This is a genomic window from Streptomyces sp. NPDC002773 (assembly GCF_040295605.1).
GTDB lineage: Bacteria > Actinomycetota > Actinomycetes > Streptomycetales > Streptomycetaceae > Streptomyces.
In genome coordinates this window covers 52,156-68,424 of the sequence record NZ_JBEOVO010000006.1, presented here as the reverse complement: position 1 = coordinate 68,424, position 16,269 = coordinate 52,156, and the positions used below count along the sequence as shown (strand labels likewise).

The 16,269-nt window shown below is 69.0% G+C and carries 16 protein-coding genes and 3 tRNA genes; 4 read left to right on the top strand and 15 right to left on the bottom strand.

Annotation, left to right across the window (positions count from 1 at the left end):
* Positions 1-39 precede the first annotated feature (39 nt).
* The 8 genes from rpoB to ABT034_RS10310 all read right to left on the bottom strand — a co-directional run bounded on the left by rpoB (position 40) and on the right by ABT034_RS10310 (position 8,306).
* Entirely contained in the window at positions 40-3,522 is a 3,483-nt protein-coding gene (gene rpoB, locus ABT034_RS10345) for a DNA-directed RNA polymerase subunit beta (RefSeq protein ID WP_351213367.1), read from the bottom strand.
* 550 nt (positions 3,523-4,072) lie between these two features.
* A complete protein-coding gene (gene rplL, locus ABT034_RS10340) occupies positions 4,073-4,456 on the bottom strand; it encodes a 50S ribosomal protein L7/L12 (RefSeq protein ID WP_351213365.1) in 384 nt (127 codons plus the stop codon).
* A gap of 110 nt (positions 4,457-4,566) precedes the next feature.
* Positions 4,567-5,097 (bottom strand): 50S ribosomal protein L10, encoded by a 531-nt coding sequence (rplJ, locus tag ABT034_RS10335; RefSeq protein WP_351213363.1) that lies wholly within the window; start codon positions 5,095-5,097, stop codon positions 4,567-4,569.
* Positions 5,098-5,486: 389 nt separating this feature from the next.
* Entirely contained in the window at positions 5,487-6,215 is a 729-nt protein-coding gene (gene rplA / locus ABT034_RS10330) for a 50S ribosomal protein L1 (protein ID WP_351213361.1), read from the bottom strand.
* Between the two features lie 79 nt (positions 6,216-6,294).
* Entirely contained in the window at positions 6,295-6,729 is a 435-nt protein-coding gene (gene rplK, locus ABT034_RS10325) for a 50S ribosomal protein L11 (RefSeq protein ID WP_315891551.1), read from the bottom strand.
* A 158-nt stretch (positions 6,730-6,887) separates the two neighbouring features.
* Positions 6,888-7,799, bottom strand: a complete 912-nt coding sequence (gene nusG, locus ABT034_RS10320) for a transcription termination/antitermination protein NusG (protein WP_351213359.1) — start codon at positions 7,797-7,799, stop codon at positions 6,888-6,890.
* A 43-nt stretch (positions 7,800-7,842) separates the two neighbouring features.
* Complete coding sequence (secE, locus tag ABT034_RS10315; RefSeq protein WP_351213357.1) at positions 7,843-8,130, bottom strand: preprotein translocase subunit SecE; 288 nt, start codon at positions 8,128-8,130, stop codon at positions 7,843-7,845.
* A gap of 103 nt (positions 8,131-8,233) precedes the next feature.
* Positions 8,234-8,306, bottom strand: a tRNA-Trp gene (locus ABT034_RS10310).
* A gap of 207 nt (positions 8,307-8,513) precedes the next feature.
* Between ABT034_RS10310 and ABT034_RS10305 the strand changes: the two genes are divergently transcribed.
* Both ABT034_RS10305 and ABT034_RS10300 read left to right on the top strand, forming a co-directional pair.
* Positions 8,514-9,740: a pyridoxal phosphate-dependent aminotransferase gene (locus tag ABT034_RS10305; RefSeq protein WP_351213355.1), complete on the top strand. Its 1,227-nt coding sequence runs from the start codon at positions 8,514-8,516 to the stop codon at positions 9,738-9,740.
* Between the two features lie 131 nt (positions 9,741-9,871).
* A complete protein-coding gene (locus tag ABT034_RS10300; protein WP_351213353.1) occupies positions 9,872-10,891 on the top strand; it encodes an adenosine deaminase in 1,020 nt (339 codons plus the stop codon).
* Between the two features lie 25 nt (positions 10,892-10,916).
* Here ABT034_RS10300 and ABT034_RS10295 read toward each other — a convergent pair whose 3' ends face one another.
* Positions 10,917-11,513, bottom strand: coding sequence for a TetR/AcrR family transcriptional regulator (locus ABT034_RS10295; RefSeq protein ID WP_351213351.1), 597 nt, complete (start codon positions 11,511-11,513; stop codon positions 10,917-10,919).
* Positions 11,514-11,600: 87 nt separating this feature from the next.
* Here ABT034_RS10295 and ABT034_RS10290 point away from each other — a divergent pair, with 87 nt between their 5' ends.
* Complete coding sequence (locus ABT034_RS10290; RefSeq protein WP_351213349.1) at positions 11,601-12,233, top strand: NAD(P)-dependent oxidoreductase; 633 nt, start codon at positions 11,601-11,603, stop codon at positions 12,231-12,233.
* Here the strand turns inward: ABT034_RS10290 and ABT034_RS10285 are convergent.
* From ABT034_RS10285 to ABT034_RS10260, 6 genes are all read right to left on the bottom strand, one after another.
* Complete coding sequence (locus ABT034_RS10285; RefSeq protein ID WP_351213347.1) at positions 12,230-13,285, bottom strand: UDP-N-acetylmuramate dehydrogenase; 1,056 nt, start codon at positions 13,283-13,285, stop codon at positions 12,230-12,232. The genes ABT034_RS10290 and ABT034_RS10285 overlap by 4 nt on opposite strands.
* A gap of 62 nt (positions 13,286-13,347) precedes the next feature.
* A complete protein-coding gene (locus tag ABT034_RS10280) occupies positions 13,348-13,776 on the bottom strand; it encodes a MaoC family dehydratase (protein ID WP_351213345.1) in 429 nt (142 codons plus the stop codon).
* A 2-nt stretch (positions 13,777-13,778) separates the two neighbouring features.
* The gene (locus ABT034_RS10275) at positions 13,779-14,231 is read right to left on the bottom strand and encodes an FAS1-like dehydratase domain-containing protein (protein WP_351213343.1); all 453 of its coding nucleotides are present in this window, start codon (positions 14,229-14,231) and stop codon (positions 13,779-13,781) included.
* 109 nt (positions 14,232-14,340) lie between these two features.
* Positions 14,341-14,505 (bottom strand): 50S ribosomal protein L33, encoded by a 165-nt coding sequence (rpmG, locus tag ABT034_RS10270; RefSeq protein WP_003956487.1) that lies wholly within the window; start codon positions 14,503-14,505, stop codon positions 14,341-14,343.
* Between the two features lie 86 nt (positions 14,506-14,591).
* Positions 14,592-14,664 (bottom strand) — tRNA-Met (locus tag ABT034_RS10265).
* A 44-nt stretch (positions 14,665-14,708) separates the two neighbouring features.
* Positions 14,709-14,781: transfer RNA gene (locus ABT034_RS10260), tRNA-Thr, on the bottom strand.
* 207 nt (positions 14,782-14,988) lie between these two features.
* On the opposite strand from ABT034_RS10260, the gene ABT034_RS10255 reads away from it, so the two are divergent.
* A complete protein-coding gene (locus tag ABT034_RS10255; RefSeq protein WP_351213341.1) occupies positions 14,989-16,269 on the top strand; it encodes an amidohydrolase family protein in 1,281 nt (426 codons plus the stop codon).

Below are 16,269 nucleotides of genomic sequence, written 5' to 3'. Positions count from 1 at the left end.
GCGGGGGGACCGTGACTGGTCCCCCCGGCCGGACTCCCGTCAGACCTCTTCGACGCTGCTCGGCTCGCGCCGGGACAGGTCGATGCCGAGCTCCTCCGCTGCGCGGAAGACGTCCTCGTCGGTGTCGCGCATCTCGATGGACATGCCGTCCGAGGACAGCACCTCCACGTTGAGGCACAGGGACTGCATCTCCTTGATGAGCACCTTGAAGGACTCGGGGATGCCGGGCTCAGGGATGTTCTCGCCCTTGACGATGGCCTCGTAGACCTTCACGCGGCCGGTCACGTCGTCGGACTTGATCGTCAGCAGCTCCTGGAGGGCGTACGCGGCGCCGTATGCCTCCAGCGCCCACACCTCCATCTCACCGAAGCGCTGGCCACCGAACTGGGCCTTACCACCCAGCGGCTGCTGGGTGATCATCGAGTACGGACCGGTCGAACGAGCGTGGAGCTTGTCGTCGACCAGGTGGTGGAGCTTGAGGATGTACATGTAGCCGACCGAGACCGGGTCGGGGAACGGCTCGCCGGAGCGGCCGTCGAACAGCCTCGCCTTACCGGTCGGGAGCACCATGCGCTCGCCGTCGCGGTTCGGGATGGTGTGGTTCAGCAGACCCGCGAGCTCGTCCTCACGCGCACCGTCGAAGACGGGGGTGGCGACGTTGGTGCCCGGGGCGACCTGGTCGGCGCCGATCGCCTGGAGGCGCTGCGCCCACTCGTCCGCGAGGCCGGAGACGTCCCAGCCGCGGCTGGCGAGCCAGCCGAGGTGGATCTCCAGGACCTGTCCCGGGTTCATTCGGGACGGGACACCCAGCGGGTTGAGGATGATGTCGACCGGGGTGCCGTCCTCGAGGAACGGCATGTCCTCGATCGGCAGGATCTTGGAGATGACGCCCTTGTTGCCGTGGCGGCCGGCGAGCTTGTCACCGTCGGTGATCTTGCGCTTCTGGGCGACGTAGACGCGGACCAGCTGGTTCACGCCCGGGGGAAGCTCGTCGCCCTCCTCGCGGTCGAAGACGCGGACGCCGATGATCTTGCCGATCTCGCCGTGCGGCACCTTCAGCGAGGTGTCACGGACCTCACGGGCCTTCTCACCGAAGATCGCGCGGAGCAGGCGCTCCTCCGGGGTCAGCTCGGTCTCGCCCTTGGGCGTGACCTTGCCGACGAGGATGTCGCCGGCGACGACCTCGGCACCGATACGGATGATGCCGCGCTCGTCGAGGTCGGCGAGGACCTCCTCGGAGACGTTCGGGATGTCCCGGGTGATCTCCTCCGGGCCGAGCTTGGTGTCACGGGCGTCGACCTCGTGCTCCTCGATGTGGATCGAGGAGAGGACGTCGTCCTGCACGAGGCGCTGCGACAGGATGATCGCGTCCTCGTAGTTGTGACCCTCCCACGGCATGAACGCCACGAGCAGGTTCTTGCCGAGCGCCATCTCGCCGTCTTCGGTGGCGGGACCGTCGGCGAGGACCTGGCCCTCGATCACCCGGTCGCCCTCGTCCACGACGACCTTCTGGTTCACAGAGGTGCCCTGGTTGGAGCGGGAGAACTTGTGCAGGCGGTACGTGATGTACGTGCCGTCGTCGTTGGCGACCGTGATGTAGTCGGCCGACAGCTCCTGGACGACACCGTCCTTCTCGGCCTTGAGCACGTCACCGGCGTCGGTGGCACAGCGGTACTCCATGCCGGTGCCGACCAGCGGCGCCTCGCTCTTGATGAGCGGGACGGCCTGACGCATCATGTTCGCGCCCATGAGGGCACGGTTGGCGTCGTCGTGCTCGAGGAACGGGATCATGGCGGTCGCGACCGACACCATCTGGCGCGGCGAGACGTCCATGTAGTCCACCTCGGACGGCAGGACGTAGTCGACCTCGCCGCCGCGCTTGCGGACCAGGACGCGGTTCTCGGTGAGCCGCATGTCGTCGTTGAGCGCGGCGTTGGCCTGCGCGATGACGAAGCGGTCCTCCTCGTCGGCGGTGACGTAGTCGACCTCGTCGGTGACCTGACCGTCGATGACCTTGCGGTACGGCGTCTCGATGAAGCCGAACGCGTTGACGCGGCCGTACGAGGCGAGCGAACCGATCAGACCGATGTTCGGGCCTTCGGGGGTCTCGATCGGGCACATGCGTCCGTAGTGGGACGGGTGCACGTCTCGGACCTCGAAGCCGGCCCGCTCACGGGACAGACCACCAGGGCCCAGCGCCGAGAGACGACGCTTGTGCGTCAGACCCGACAGCGGGTTGTTCTGGTCCATGAACTGCGACAGCTGGCTGGTGCCGAAGAACTCCTTGATGGAGGCGACGACCGGCCGGATGTTGATCAGGGTCTGCGGCGTGATCGCCTCGACGTCCTGGGTGGTCATGCGCTCGCGCACGACGCGCTCCATACGAGCCAGACCCGTGCGGACCTGGTTCTGGATGAGCTCGCCGACGTTGCGCAGACGACGGTTGCCGAAGTGGTCGATGTCGTCGGTCTCGACGACGATCTCGTTGCCGTTCTCGCCGATCGTCTCGGTCTCGCCCGCGTGGAGCTTGACCAGGTACTTGATCGTGGCGATGACGTCATCGGTGGTGAGCACGCCGGCGTTCAGCGGCTCGTCGGCGCCGAGCTTCTTGTTCACCTTGTAGCGGCCGACCTTGGCGAGGTCGTAGCGCTTCGGGTTGAAGTAGAGGTTCTCGAGCAGCGTCTGAGCGGCCTCACGGGTCGGCGGTTCGCCCGGACGCAGCTTGCGGTAGATGTCGAGCAGCGCGTCGTCCTGGCCCTGGGTGTGGTCCTTCTCCAGGGTGGCGCGCATGGACTCGTACTCGCCGAACTCCTGGAGGATCTGCTCGGTGGTCCAGCCGAGAGCCTTGAGGAGGACGGTGACGGACTGCTTGCGCTTGCGGTCGATGCGGACACCGACCAGGTCGCGCTTGTCGATCTCCATCTCCAGCCAGGCACCCCGGGACGGGATGATCTTGGCCGAGAAGATGTCCTTGTCGGACGTCTTGTCGATGGAGGAGTCGAAGTAGACACCCGGCGAACGGACCAGCTGCGACACCACGACACGCTCGGTGCCGTTGATGACGAAGGTGCCCTTGTTCGTCATGAGCGGGAAGTCGCCCATGAAGACCGTCTGGGACTTGATCTCGCCGGTCTCGTTGTTGGTGAACTCGGCGGTGACGAAGAGCGGGGCGCCGTACGTGAAGTCACGGTCCTTGCACTCGTCGATCGAGTTCTTCGGCGGCTCGAAGCGGTGGTCGCGGAAGGTCAGCGACATCGACCCGGAGAAGTCCTCGATCGGCGAGATCTCCTCGAAGATCTCTTCCAGGCCGGACTTCGTGGGGACGTCCTGTCCCGACTCAAGGGCAGCCTCGACGCGAGCCTTCCAGGCGGCGTTGCCGAGCAGCCAGTCAAAGCTCTCGGTCTGCAGCGCGAGGAGGTTCGGAACCTCGAGGGGCTCCTTGATCTTTGCAAAGGAGATGCGCAGCGGGGCGGTGCTGGCGCCGTTGTTCGTATTGGTCGAGGCGTTGCGCGAGGCGGCCAAGAGGGGGTCCTTCCGAGGGCTCGGACTCACTACGCGCGTACCGGTCCCTTGTATCGCTTCACGGCAGACTTTTCCTGATATGGCCGAAAGGGCCAGTTCAGACGGGGTCGGTCCACGAAGCGGATGCGAAGGTATGCCCCTGGTGACGGGCAGGGGGCAGCTAACAGGCAGCGCAAAGGGTCAGTGTAGCCACTTGGCTCACTGATGTCCAGGGCGAATAATTCGCGACCCTCGTTGCTCTCAACTCCGCGGTACCTCGCGCCGTGTGGCGCACCTCGATACTGCCCGTTCAGCCGTCGATCCATGCCTCGGAAACGGATCGTTGTGACGACGCGTCCTGAGAATTGCGCGCTGCGTGCGGTTCGTCAAGGCCCCCCGGTCTGCGGGGCGCACGGCGAAGATCACCATACTCCGCTTCCGGCGGCCCTCAAGGCCCCCGCCACGCCCTTCCCGGGGAACGCCGAAAGGCGACCACCCAGAAGGGTGATCGCCTTTCGGTGCCCTCGCGTTACACGGGGGCGGGAGTCAGCTTCAGCGACTCGAAACGGTCTTACTTGACCGTGACGGAGGCGCCGGCGGCCTTGAGGGACTCGGCAGCCTTCTCGGCGGCCTCCTTCGCGACCTTCTCGAGGACCGGCTTCGGGGTGCCGTCGACGAGGTCCTTGGCCTCCTTGAGGCCCAGGGAGGTGAGCTCACGCACGACCTTGATGACCTGGATCTTCTTGTCGCCGGCACCCTCGAGGATGACGTCGAACTCGTCCTGCTCGGCCTCGGGCTCGGCGGCAGCGCCACCGGCGGCGGGGCCGGCAACGGCGACGGCCGCGGCGGCGGTGACGTCGAACTTGTCCTCGAACGCCTTCACGAACTCGGAGAGCTCGATGAGGGTCATCTCCTCGAACTGGGCGAGGAGGTCGTCCTGAGAGAGCTTCGCCATGATGGGCGATCCTTCCACTAATTCGGCAGGTGCCGGATGTATGTAGAGGCGGGCGTAACGGCCCGCTGCGACCCGCGCACTAGGCGGCGCGGATCAATGCGCGAGCCGAATTACTCGGCACCGCCCTGCTCGGCGAGCTTGACGCGAAGCGCCTCCGCGGTGCGGACGAACTTCGACGGCAGCGCCTGGAAGAGCGAGGCAGCCTGAGACTGCTTGCCCTTGAACGCGCCGGCCAGCTTGCTGAGCAGAACCTCGCGGGACTCGAGGTCCGCGAGCTTCTTGAACTCGTCGGCGGACAGCGCCTTGCCATCAAGGACACCGCCCTTGATGACGAGGTTCGGGTTGTCCTTGGCGAAGTCACGCAGAGCCTTCGCCGACTCCACCGGGTCACCGGTGACGAAGGCGGCCGCGGTCGAACCAGCAAGCTGGTCGTCGAGCACGGCGATCCCGGCCTGGTTGGCCGCAATCTTGGTCAGCGTGTTCTTCACCACGGCGTACTGGGCGTTCTCACCGAGCGAACGACGCAGCGTCTTGAGCTGCGCCACGGTGAGCCCCGTGTACGAGGTCAGCACGACGGCGTTCGAGCTGCGGAACTTGTCCTCAAGCTCGGCTACCGCGGCAGCCTTGTCGGGCCTTGCCATAGAGCGTCGGCCTCCTTCCGGGTGATGAGGACCGCTCAGAAGGGGCTGACAAAACAAAACGCCCCGGCGCAGGCGCTCGGGGCTCAGCTCTACCGCATCACGAAGATCCGGGAACTCTTCCTCAATCACCTGCGCGGGTCGTTCGCGTCTCAGCGAATCCTTCGGCCACCGCACCCTGGGGGCGCAGTAACGACCAGCGGTCTTTGGCTTCTTCGGAAGAGTACGCGATCGGGCCGCCCCGGGGCAAATCCGCCCTGATCAAGGCTCCGAACCGTGCTCCGGACCCTGCTGCGGACCGTGCTCCGGACCGCGACAAGAAGCCGGCCCCGCACCTCAGGAGAGGTGCGGGGCCGGCTGACCACTCAGTGAACCCGGGGGGTTCGGCCCGGTCAGACAGCTGCCGGGTCCTCCTCGACGAGGAGGTTGCGGGTGCGGTTGGAGTCCAGCGGGATGCCGGGGCCCATCGTCGTCGTCAGGGTCGCCTTCTTGATGTAGCGGCCCTTGGCGGCGGACGGCTTCAGACGGAGGATCTCCTCCAGAGCCGCGGCGTAGTTCTCGACCAGCTTCGTCTCGTCGAAGGAGACCTTGCCGATGATGAAGTGCAGGTTCGAGTGCTTGTCGACGCGGAACTCGATCTTGCCGCCCTTGATGTCGTTGACAGCCTTCGCGACATCGGGGGTGACGGTGCCGACCTTGGGGTTCGGCATGAGACCACGCGGGCCGAGGACGCGGCCGAGGCGGCCGACCTTGCCCATGAGGTCCGGGGTGGCCACCACGGCGTCGAACTCGTTCAGGCGGTTGCCCTTGGAGATCTCGTCGATGAGCTCGTCGGAGCCGACGATGTCGGCGCCCGCGGCGATCGCGGCCTCGGCACGGTCACCGGTCGCGAAGACCAGGACCCGGGCGGTCTTACCGGTGCCGTGCGGGAGGTTCACGGTGCCACGGACCATCTGGTCGGCCTTGCGCGGGTCGACGCCCAGGCGGAAGGCGACCTCGACGGTGCCGTCGAACTTCGTGGTGGCGGTGTCCTTGGCGATGCGGACGGCCTCGAGGGGAGCGTAGTTACGCTCACGGTCGATCTTGGCGTCCGCGCCGCGGAGAGCCTTGCTGCGCTTCACTGCTTCTCCTGTTGGTTCAGGTATGGAGTCGTGGTGCGGGCCGCGCCGGCCCTACCACTGAGGTCGAACGGGGGCTTGATCAGCCCTCGACCGTGATGCCCATGGAGCGGGCGGTGCCAGCGATGATCTTGGACGCGGCGTCCAGGTCGTTGGCGTTGAGGTCGGGGAGCTTGACCGTGGCGATCTCGCGGACCTGGGCGGCCGTGAGCTTGGCGACCTTGGTCTTGTGCGGCTCGCCGGAGCCCTTGTCCACACCCGCGGCCTTGAGGATCAGCTTGGCGGCCGGCGGAGTCTTGGTGATGAAGGTGAAGGAACGGTCGTCGTAGACCGTGATCTCCACCGGCACGACCATGCCACGCTGCGACTCGGTCGCGGCGTTGTAGGCCTTGCAGAACTCCATGATGTTGACGCCGTGCTGACCGAGCGCGGGGCCGACCGGCGGAGCCGGGTTCGCCGCGCCGGCGTTGATCTGGAGCTTGATAAGCCCCGTGACCTTCTTCTTCTTGGGAGGCATTGCTCTCTCCGGGTCCTAGTGAGAGTGTTCAGCCCGCCATCCGGTCATCCGGATGGAGGCATACCGCACAACGATAACGGGTATAGACGCGCGGCTAAAAACCGAGCAGGTCAGAGCGGCTGTGAGAGCCACTCTGACCTGGTCGGAAACCTGTGGGATCAGTTCTTCTGGATCTGGTCGAAGCTGAGCTCGACCGGGGTCTCGCGACCGAAGATCTCGACGAGGCCCTTGACCTTCTTCGAGTCGGGGTTGATCTCGTTGATCGTGGCCTGGAGGGTCGCGAAGGGACCGTCCGTGACCGTGACCGAGTCGCCGACCTCGAAGTCCAGCACCTGGACCTCCAGCTTGCGGGCCGGAGCCGGCTTGCCCTCGGCCTCGGCGGCCTCGCGGGCGGCCTTCTCCTCGGCCTCCGGGGCGAGCATCTTGACGATCTCGTCCAGGGTCAGCGGGTACGGGTCGTAGGCGTTGCCCACGAAGCCGGTGACGCCGGGGGTGTTGCGGACGACGCCCCAGGACTCGTTCGTCAGGTCCATGCGGACGAGCACGTACCCGGGAAGCTTGTTCTGCTTGACGTTCTTCCGCTCGCCGCCCTTGATCTGGACGATCTCTTCCTCGGGGACCTCGGCCTGGTAGATGAATTCCTCGACGTTGAGCGAGACGGCGCGCTGCTCGAGGTTGGCCTTCACGCGCTTCTCGTAGCCCGCGTAGGTGTGGATGACGTACCACTCGCCGGGGAGGGTGCGCAGCTCCTCGCGGAACGCGGCGACCGGGTCGACCGGGGCGGCCGGCTCGGCCTCCTCGTCGGTCTCTTCCTCGGCGTCCTCGTCCTCGGCCCCGGCCTCTTCCTCGGCGGCCTCGACGGTCTCGTCCTCGTCGCCCTCGGCGGCGTCGACGTCCTCGTCGGTCTCCTGCTCGTCCTCGTCCTCGACGTGGAGAGCGGCTTCCTCGGCGGCCTCGCCGGCAGCGTCGTCAGCAGCGTCGGCCTGGTCCTCGTCGGCGGCCTCGACGATGTCCAGCTCGTCCTCGACGGACTCGGACTCGAAGGCGTCGTTCAGGTTCGCGTCAGACACGGTGGCTGCTTCTTCCTGCGATACAGAGTGGTGGAACAAAAAGTCAGCCGAAGACGTACTTGACTGCTTCCTGGAAGCCATAGTCAATCACGGTGACAAGGCCGATCATGATGACGACGAAGATGATCACCACAGTGGTGTACGTCGACAGCTGGCTGCGCGTGGGCCAGACGACCTTGCGGAGCTCGGCGACGATCTGGCGGTAGAAGAGCGCGAGACGGCCCAGAGGGCCCTTCTTTCCGCGCTTGCCGCCCTTACGGGACTTCTTCTTCGAGTCGGAGGCCTCGTCATCGGCATCAGGCATGTCGATGGAGCCTACGGCGTCCGTCACGATCTCTCACCTGATTCCGGGTCGGCCGTGCCGCGCCCGGGTGGAGCCGCACGGCGGTGCAATGAAGTACGTACATGCGCACAACACCTGGCGGTGTGTGTAGCAGGGCCGGAGGGACTTGAACCCCCAACCGCCGGTTTTGGAGACCGGTGCTCTACCAATTGAGCTACGACCCTTTGTTGGTGTCCCCCAACCTACCGCATCGTGAGATGTGGTCGGTGCGGGCCAACGAGCAGTGAGCATACGTGGTCAGAGGGGTCCGCGTCGAACAGAAACCACGGGCGACCTGCTGTCGGACGCGCGTACGACCGGGAATGCCCGTTCGTGTCCGGTCCGTGAAACCTGTGTGCCGGGCCCGGAAGCGGTCTGGGACGATGGGCCGTATGAGCGCTGCTACCCCTCCCACCGAGCGTCGGGTCTCCGCCCGGATCGGTGCGATCTCCGAGTCCGCCACCCTCGCCGTCGACGCCAAGGCCAAGGCCCTCAAGGCCGCCGGGCGCCCGGTGATCGGTTTCGGCGCGGGTGAGCCCGACTTCCCGACTCCCGACTACATCGTCGACGCGGCCGTCGAGGCCTGCAAGAACCCGAAGTTCCACCGCTACACGCCGGCCGGCGGCCTGCCGGAGCTGAAGGCCGCCATCGCCGCCAAGACGCTGCGCGACTCCGGCTACGAGGTCGACGCCTCCCAGGTCCTGGTGACCAACGGCGGCAAGCAGGCGATCTACGAGGCCTTCGCCGCGATCCTCGACCCGGGCGACGAGGTCATCGTCCCGGCGCCGTACTGGACGACGTACCCCGAGTCGATCCGCCTCGCCGGCGGTGTCCCGGTGGAGGTCGTCGCCGACGAGACCACCGGCTACCGCGTCTCGGTGGAGCAGCTGGAGGCGGCCCGGACGGAGCGGACCAAGGTCGTCCTCTTCGTCTCCCCCTCGAACCCGACCGGCGCCGTCTACAGCGAGGCCGAGACCGAGGCGATCGGCCGCTGGGCCGTCGAGCACGGTCTGTGGGTGCTGACGGACGAGATCTACGAGCACCTGGTGTACGGCGACGCGGCCGCGGTCTCCCTGCCGTCGGTCATGCCGGAGCTGCGCGACAAGTGCATCGTCGTCAACGGTGTCGCCAAGACGTACGCGATGACCGGCTGGCGGGTGGGGTGGATCATCGGCCCGAAGGACGTGGTGAAGGCCGCGACCAACCTGCAGTCGCACGCCACCTCGAACGTGAGCAACGTGGCGCAGATGGCCGCGCTCGCCGCCGTGTCGGGCAACCTGGACGCGGTCGCCGAGATGGGGCGCGCCTTCGACCGGCGCCGCCAGACGATCGTGCGCATGCTCAACGAGATCGAGGGTGTGCTCTGCCCGACCCCGGAGGGCGCGTTCTACGTGTACCCGTCGGTGAAGGCGCTGCTCGGCAAGGAGATCCGCGGCAAGCGTCCGCAGACCTCGGTCGAGCTCGCGGCCCTGATCCTGGACGAGGCCGAGGTCGCGGTCGTCCCGGGCGAGGCCTTCGGCACGCCGGGCTACCTGCGCCTGTCGTACGCGCTGGGTGACGAGGACCTGGTGGAGGGCGTCTCGCGGATGCAGAAGCTGCTCGCCGAGGCCACCGACTGACACCAGTCCCCGAATTCGGGGACTGCGGGCCCCCGGTTCTTCGGAACCGGGGGCCCGTTTTTGCGTTCTAGCAAGGTCCCGATCGTGGAAACGGGGTGTCTTCGTCCGTTCGGGTGCGGCAGGATCGGCCAATGGAGCACGTTCGCGACCTCACCCTGCTGCCCAAGGCCCATCTGCACCTGCACTTCACCGGTTCGATGCGGCCCACCACCCTCATCGAGCTGGCCGACAAGTACGGCGTGCACCTCCCCGAGGCGCTGAGCAGCGGTACGCCTCCGAAGCTGCGGGCGACCGACGAGCGCGGCTGGTTCCGCTTCCAGCGGCTCTACGACATCGCCCGCTCCTGTCTGCGCACGCCCGAGGACATCCAGCGGCTGGTGCGCGAGGCGGCCGAGGAGGACGTCAGGGACGGTTCGGGCTGGCTGGAGATCCAGGTCGACCCCACCTCGTACGCGCCGCATCTCGGCGGGCTCATCCCGGCCCTCGAGGTCATCCTCGACGCGGTCGACGCGGCCGCGCGGGACACCGGCCTCGGGATGCGGGTGCTCGTGGCGGCGAACCGGATGAAGCACCCGCTGGAGGCGCGGACGCTCGCGCGGCTGGCGGTGCGGTTCGCGGACCGGGGCGTGGTGGGCTTCGGGCTCTCGAACGACGAGCGGCGGGGCATGGCGCGTGACTTCGACCGGGCCTTCGCCATCGCGCGTGACGGCGGTCTCCTCGCGGCCCCGCACGGCGGCGAGCTGACGGGCCCCGCGTCCGTACGGGACTGCCTGGACGATCTGCGGGCGACGCGGGTCGGCCACGGCGTGCGGTCGGCGGAGGACCCGAGGCTGCTGCGGAAGCTCGCGGAGCGGGGCGTGACCTGCGAGGTCTGCCCGGCGTCCAATGTGGCGCTCGGGGTGTACGAGAGGCACGAGGACGTACCGCTGCGGACCCTCTTCGATGCGGGGGTGCCGATGGCGCTCGGCGCGGACGACCCGCTGCTGTTCGGTTCGCGGCTCGCGGCGCAGTACGAGATCGCCCGCCGGCACCACGGGTTCACGGACGCGGAGCTGGCGGAGCTGGCCCGGCAGTCGGTGCGGGGCTCGGCGGCCCCGGAGGGCATCCGGACGAAGCTGCTCGCGGGGATCGACGACTGGATCGCCGACTGACGGACCGCCGGGTGGGGGCCACGCCCTAGCCGAGTCCCCTGAGCAGGGTGCGGGCGAGCGCGCGGGCGAAGTCGTCGAGGGAGTCCGGCGGTCGGCGGTCCGGGGTGGTCTCCCAGGCGAAGGCGCGCTGGACGCAGGCGCCGAGGAGCAGGGACGCGGCGGCCACCGGGTCGGCGTCGGCGGCGATGCGGCCGTGCCGCTGTTCGGCGCGCAGATAGGCGGCGAGGCCCTCGATGGGCTTGTGGGGGCCGCTGCCGTACGTGCGCATGGCCTCGTCGTGGCGCTGCTTGAGCTGCGGTTCCGCGTAGAGGGAGGCGACGACCGGGAAGGTCTGCTCGTAGAAGAGGGCCGCCCGCCGGGCGATCTCGGTGAGGTTCTCCTCGACGGTGCGGCCGCCGGGGTCGACGGCGAGCGTGCCGAGAAGCCCGCCGAGCTGGGGCAGCCGCTCGCTGAGGACGGCGAGGAACAGCTCTTCCTTGCTGGTGAAGTACTTGTAGAGCGCGGCCTCCGAGCAGCCGGCGGCCTTGGCGATCTCCTTGGTCGTGGTGCGGGCGAGCCCCGCCGTCCGCATCAGGTCGCGGGCCGCGTCGACGATCCGTACCCGGGTCGGTTTCTGTTCCATGCATCCTCCAGCGACGCTTGACGCGTGAGTGAGTATCCACCCACCCTGGGGGTGAGTGAACACTTACCCACCCCGGGAGGGTGCGACATGAAGCTCACTGTCTTCGGTGCGACCGGCGGCATCGGCCGGGAGATCGTCGGCCAGGCGCTCGCCTCGGGCCACGAGGTGACGGCGGTGGTACGGAACCCGGCGGGGCTCACGGCGACGGGTGAACGGTTGACGGTCCTCCGCGCCGACCTGTCCGACCCCGAGACGCTCCGCGGCGCCGTCAAGGGCCGGGACGCGGTCCTCTCCGGCCTCGGGGCCCGCTCCCGCGCGGACGCGGGGGTGGCCGCCCGGCTGACCCGCTCGGTACTCACGGCCATGGAGGCGGAGAAGGTGCGCCGCCTCCTGGTGGTCAGCGCGGCCCCGCTCGGCCCGGTCCCGGACGGGCATGCGGTGCTCGACAAGGCCGTCCTCGCGATCATCAACACGGTCCTGAAGGACGTCTACGCCGACCTCCGGGTCATGGAGTCCGACCTCGCCGCGAGCACCGCCGACTGGACCTCGGTACGCCCGCCCAAGCTGACGGACAAGCCGCGCACCGGCCGCTACCGCACGGTCGTCGGCGGCACCCCGCCCCGGGGCCGCTCCCTTGCCCGCGCGGACGTGGCCCACGCGATGCTGGCGATGATCGACGACCCGGCGACGGTCAAGCAGGGCGTGGGCGTGGCGTACTAGAGCGCGACGCCCACGGTCACGGGCTCGTTGACCAGGGTGATCCCGAAGGCGTCCCGGACCCCGGCGACGACCTCGCGGGCGAGCGCGAGCAGGTCCTCGGTGGTCGCCTCGCCCCGGTTGGTGAGGGCGAGCGTGTGCTTGGTGGAGATCCGCGCGGGCCCGGAGCCGTACCCCTTGGTGAACCCGGCCTTGTCGATCAGCCAGGCGGCCGAGGTCTTGGTGAGGCCCTCGCCGGCGGGGAAGGCGGGCGGGCTGACGTCCGCGCCGAGCCGCTCGGCCACGCGCGCGTGGAAGGCGGCGAACGCGTCGTCGTCAAGGATCGGGTTGGTGAAGAACGATCCGGCCGACCAGGTGTCGTGGTCGGCGGCGTCCAGGACCATGCCCTTGCCGGCGCGCAGCGCCAGGACGGTCTCGCGGGCCCGCGCGAGCGGCACCCGGTCCCCCGCCTCGACGCCGAGGGCGCGGGCGGTCTCCGGGTACTTGATCGGCGCGGAGAGGCCGCCCGCGTCCTCCAGCTGGAACCGGACCCGCAGCACCACGTACCGCTCGGGGTGGTCCTTGAAGAGGCTGTGCCGGTACGAGAAGGCGCACTCGGCGCCGGTGAGGGTGACGGTCTCCTCGGCGCGCCGGTCGTAGGCGACGACCTCGGTCACGGTGGCGGAGACGTCCTGCCCGTACGCGCCGACGTTCTGGATCGGGGTCGCACCGGCCGAGCCGGGGATGCCGGCCAGGCACTCGATCCCGGCGAGTCCGGCCTCGACGGTCCGGGCGACGGCGTCCGTCCAGACCTCGCCCGCGGCGAGCTCGAGCCGGGTCCCGTCGAGGGAGAAGCCGGTGGTGGCGATGCGCAGCGCGGTGCCGTCGAAGCCCTTGTCCCCGATGACCAGGTTGGATCCGCCGCCGATGACCAGGAGCGGCGTCCCGGAGGCGTCGGCCTCGCGGACCGCGGCTACGACCTCGTCGTCGGTGGTGGCGGTGACGAGCCGGGCGGCGGGACCGCCGAGCCGGAAGGTGGTCAGGGGGGCGAGGGGGGCGTCGTGGAGAAGCTGCACGGGCTCAAGAGTACGTTCCAACCGCGGATGGAAGGTTTCACCTGCGGTTGGAACATCGGCCATCAGGCGAGGCGGACCACGGCCCGGCTCATCCCCAGCACCTTCTGTCCGGCGCACATCGCGGTGAGGTCCACCCGTACCCGCTGGTCGTCCAGCTTCGCGCCGACCTTGGCGCTGACCTCGACGAGGGCGCCCTCGTCGTCGTTGGGGACGACGACCGGCTTGGTGAAGCGGACGCCGTACTCGACGACGGCGGCGGGGTCGCCGGCCCAGTCGGTGACGACGCGGATCGCCTCGGCCATGGTGAACATGCCGTGGGCGATGACGTCGGGGAGACCGACCTCCACCGCGAACTTCTCGTTCCAGTGGATGGGGTTGAAGTCCCCGGAGGCGCCGGCGTACCGGACGAGCGTGGCGCGCGTCACGGGGAAGCTCTGCGCGGGCAGCTCGGTGCCGACCTCGACCTGGTCGTAGGTGATCTTCGCGGTCATGGTCAGACCCCCTCGGGTGCGCGGGAGACGAGCTTGGTCCAGGCGGTGACGACGTGCTCGCCTGAGGCGTCGTGGACCTCGCCGCGGATGTCCAGGACGTCGTTGCCCGCGAGGGACTTGATCGACTCGATGGTGGAGGTGACCGAGAGCCGGTCCCCGGCGCGTACGGGCCGGGTGTAGGCGAACTTCTGGTCGCCGTGGACGACCCGGCTGTAGTCGAGACCCAGCTGCGGGTCCTCGATCACCGCGCCGGCCGCCTTGAATGTGATGGCGAACACAAAGGTGGGCGGGGCGATCACCTCGGGGTGACCGAGCGCCTTGGCCGCCTCGGTGTCGGTGTACGCGGGATTGGCGTCCCCGATCGCCTCGGCGAACTCGCGGATCTTCTCGCGTCCGACCTCGTAGGGCGGGGTGGGCGGATAGGTCCGGCCCACGAAGGACTGGTCGAGCGCCATGGACTCGATACCTCCTGGATTGGTTGCCGATGTTGCCGGTCTTGCCGATGTTGCCGACAAACGACACGAGGCCGCCCCCTGGTGGGGACGGCCTCGTGTACGAGCCTGATTAACGCGTCTCGCGGTGTGCAGTGTGCGAGTTGCAGCGAGGGCAGTGCTTCTTCATCTCAAGTCGGTCCGGGTTGTTACGCCGGTTCTTCTTGGTGATGTAGTTCCGCTCCTTGCACTCCACGCAGGCCAGCGTGATCTTCGGGCGGACGTCGGTGGCAGCCACGTGAGTGCTCCTTGGACGGATGGGACGGATGAACGCATAAAAGAGTAGCCGATCGAAGGACCGACCCCGCAATCGGCTACCGTGTGTAGCGGTGACCGGACTTGAACCGGTGACACAGCGATTATGAGCCGCTTGCTCTACCGACTGAGCTACACCGCTTTGATGATCCGGATCCCGTCCGAAGACGGGTTCCTTCTCACCAGAGCCCCAATACGGAATCGAACCGTAGACCTTCTCCTTACCATGGAGACGCTCTACCGACTGAGCTATTGGGGCGAGCGAGGAAGACATTACACGGTCTCCGGCCCATCACCCAAATCCGTTTCGCGGCCCCTGGGCAACCGTCCTCACCAGGCGTCACGTACGCCACTCGTGGCCTCATCGGTACGACTATTGCGCTCCTCCTCGAAGGTCGTGGCGAGCGCCCCTAGGCTCGGCCCCACGCTTCGTGATCTTGATCTTGAGGAGCCTTGAGGAGCCCCGATGTCAGCCGAAAGCAAGCAGCCCCAGCCGCCCGACGACGGGGCCGCCACCACCGCCGACTCGGCCTCGCTCCTGCTCTCCCACGCGCGGCTCACCGACGGCCGGACCGTGGACGTACGGCTGGTCGGCGGCCGGATCGAGGCCGTCGGCACGGCCGGGAGCCTCCCCGCCGGGGGCGCGCGCGTGGACCTGGCCGGCTATCTGCTGCTGCCCGCCGCCGCCGAGCCCCACGCCCACGCCGACACGGCGCTCTCCGCCGACTCCCCCGGCCCCGTCTCGTACGCGCCCGAGGACGTGCAGCGCCGCGCCACCGAGTCCGCGCTGCTCCAGCTCGGCCACGGCGCGACCGCGCTCCGCGCGCACGTGCGGATCGGCGACGTGCAGGGGCTCGGGCCGCTCGAAGCCGTGCTCCAGGCCCGGCGCTCGCTGCGCGGCCTCGCGGACCTCTCCGCCGTGGCCGTACCCCGGCTGCTCACCGGGGTGGCGGGCGCGGACGGTCTCGCGATGCTGCGGGACGCGGTGAAGATGGGCGCGGGAGTGGTCGGCGGGTGTCCGGATCTCGACCCTGACCCGGCCGGATACGTGGAGGCGGTCCTCGAGGTCGCGGCGGAGCACGGGGTCCCGGTCGACCTGCACACCGACGGGGACGACCCGGCCCGGCTCGCCCGGCTCGCGGCGATGGCCGGCGGGCTGCGGCCGGGGGTGGTGATCGGGCCGTGCGCGGGCCTCGGCGGGCTTCCCGCCGACGCGGCGCGGCGGGCGGCGGACCAGCTGGCGGCGGCCGGCGTGACGGTGGTGTGCCTGCCGCAGGGCGGCTGCGGGGGTACGGAGCGGCGCGGGGCGGCGCCCGTACGGCTGCTGCGGGCGGCCGGGGTGCGGGTCGCGGCGGGCAGCGGGGCGCTGCGGGACGTGTCCAACCCGGTGGGGCGGGGGGACCCGCTGGAGGCGGCGTACCTGCTTGCCTCGCTCGGCGGGCTGCCGCCCGAGGAGGCGTACGCGGCGGTGAGCGCGGAGGCCCGGGGCGCGATGGGGCTGCCGGAGGTGCGGGTGGAGGCCGGTTTCCCCGCGGAGCTGCTCGCGGTGCGCGGCGAGCGCCTGTCGGGCGTGCTGTCCCTCGCGTACAGCCGGATCGTGGTGCACCGGGGGCGGGTGGTGGCGCGGACGAGCGCGGTGCGGGAGTACTGCGACTCGGCGGCGGCCCTCGACCTGCCGCGCCAGGCGCGCCCGGAGCGTCCGCCCGAGCCGGGAAGCCCTCCGGCCGGTCCCGTCGTACGGTCGTGA

Coding starts and splice junctions, on each gene's coding strand:
- rplL (WP_351213365.1), bottom strand. CDS start 4,456: ATGGCGAAGCTCTCTCAGGACGACCTCCTCGCCCAGTTCGAGGAGATG.
- rplJ (WP_351213363.1), bottom strand. CDS start 5,097: ATGGCAAGGCCCGACAAGGCTGCCGCGGTAGCCGAGCTTGAGGACAAG.
- rplK (WP_315891551.1), bottom strand. CDS start 6,729: ATGCCTCCCAAGAAGAAGAAGGTCACGGGGCTTATCAAGCTCCAGATC.
- ABT034_RS10305 (WP_351213355.1), top strand. CDS start 8,514: ATGAGCGCTGCTACCCCTCCCACCGAGCGTCGGGTCTCCGCCCGGATC.
- ABT034_RS10300 (WP_351213353.1), top strand. CDS start 9,872: ATGGAGCACGTTCGCGACCTCACCCTGCTGCCCAAGGCCCATCTGCAC.
- ABT034_RS10295 (WP_351213351.1), bottom strand. CDS start 11,513: ATGGAACAGAAACCGACCCGGGTACGGATCGTCGACGCGGCCCGCGAC.
- ABT034_RS10290 (WP_351213349.1), top strand. CDS start 11,601: ATGAAGCTCACTGTCTTCGGTGCGACCGGCGGCATCGGCCGGGAGATC.
- ABT034_RS10280 (WP_351213345.1), bottom strand. CDS start 13,776: ATGACCGCGAAGATCACCTACGACCAGGTCGAGGTCGGCACCGAGCTG.
- ABT034_RS10275 (WP_351213343.1), bottom strand. CDS start 14,231: ATGGCGCTCGACCAGTCCTTCGTGGGCCGGACCTATCCGCCCACCCCG.
- ABT034_RS10255 (WP_351213341.1), top strand. CDS start 14,989: ATGTCAGCCGAAAGCAAGCAGCCCCAGCCGCCCGACGACGGGGCCGCC.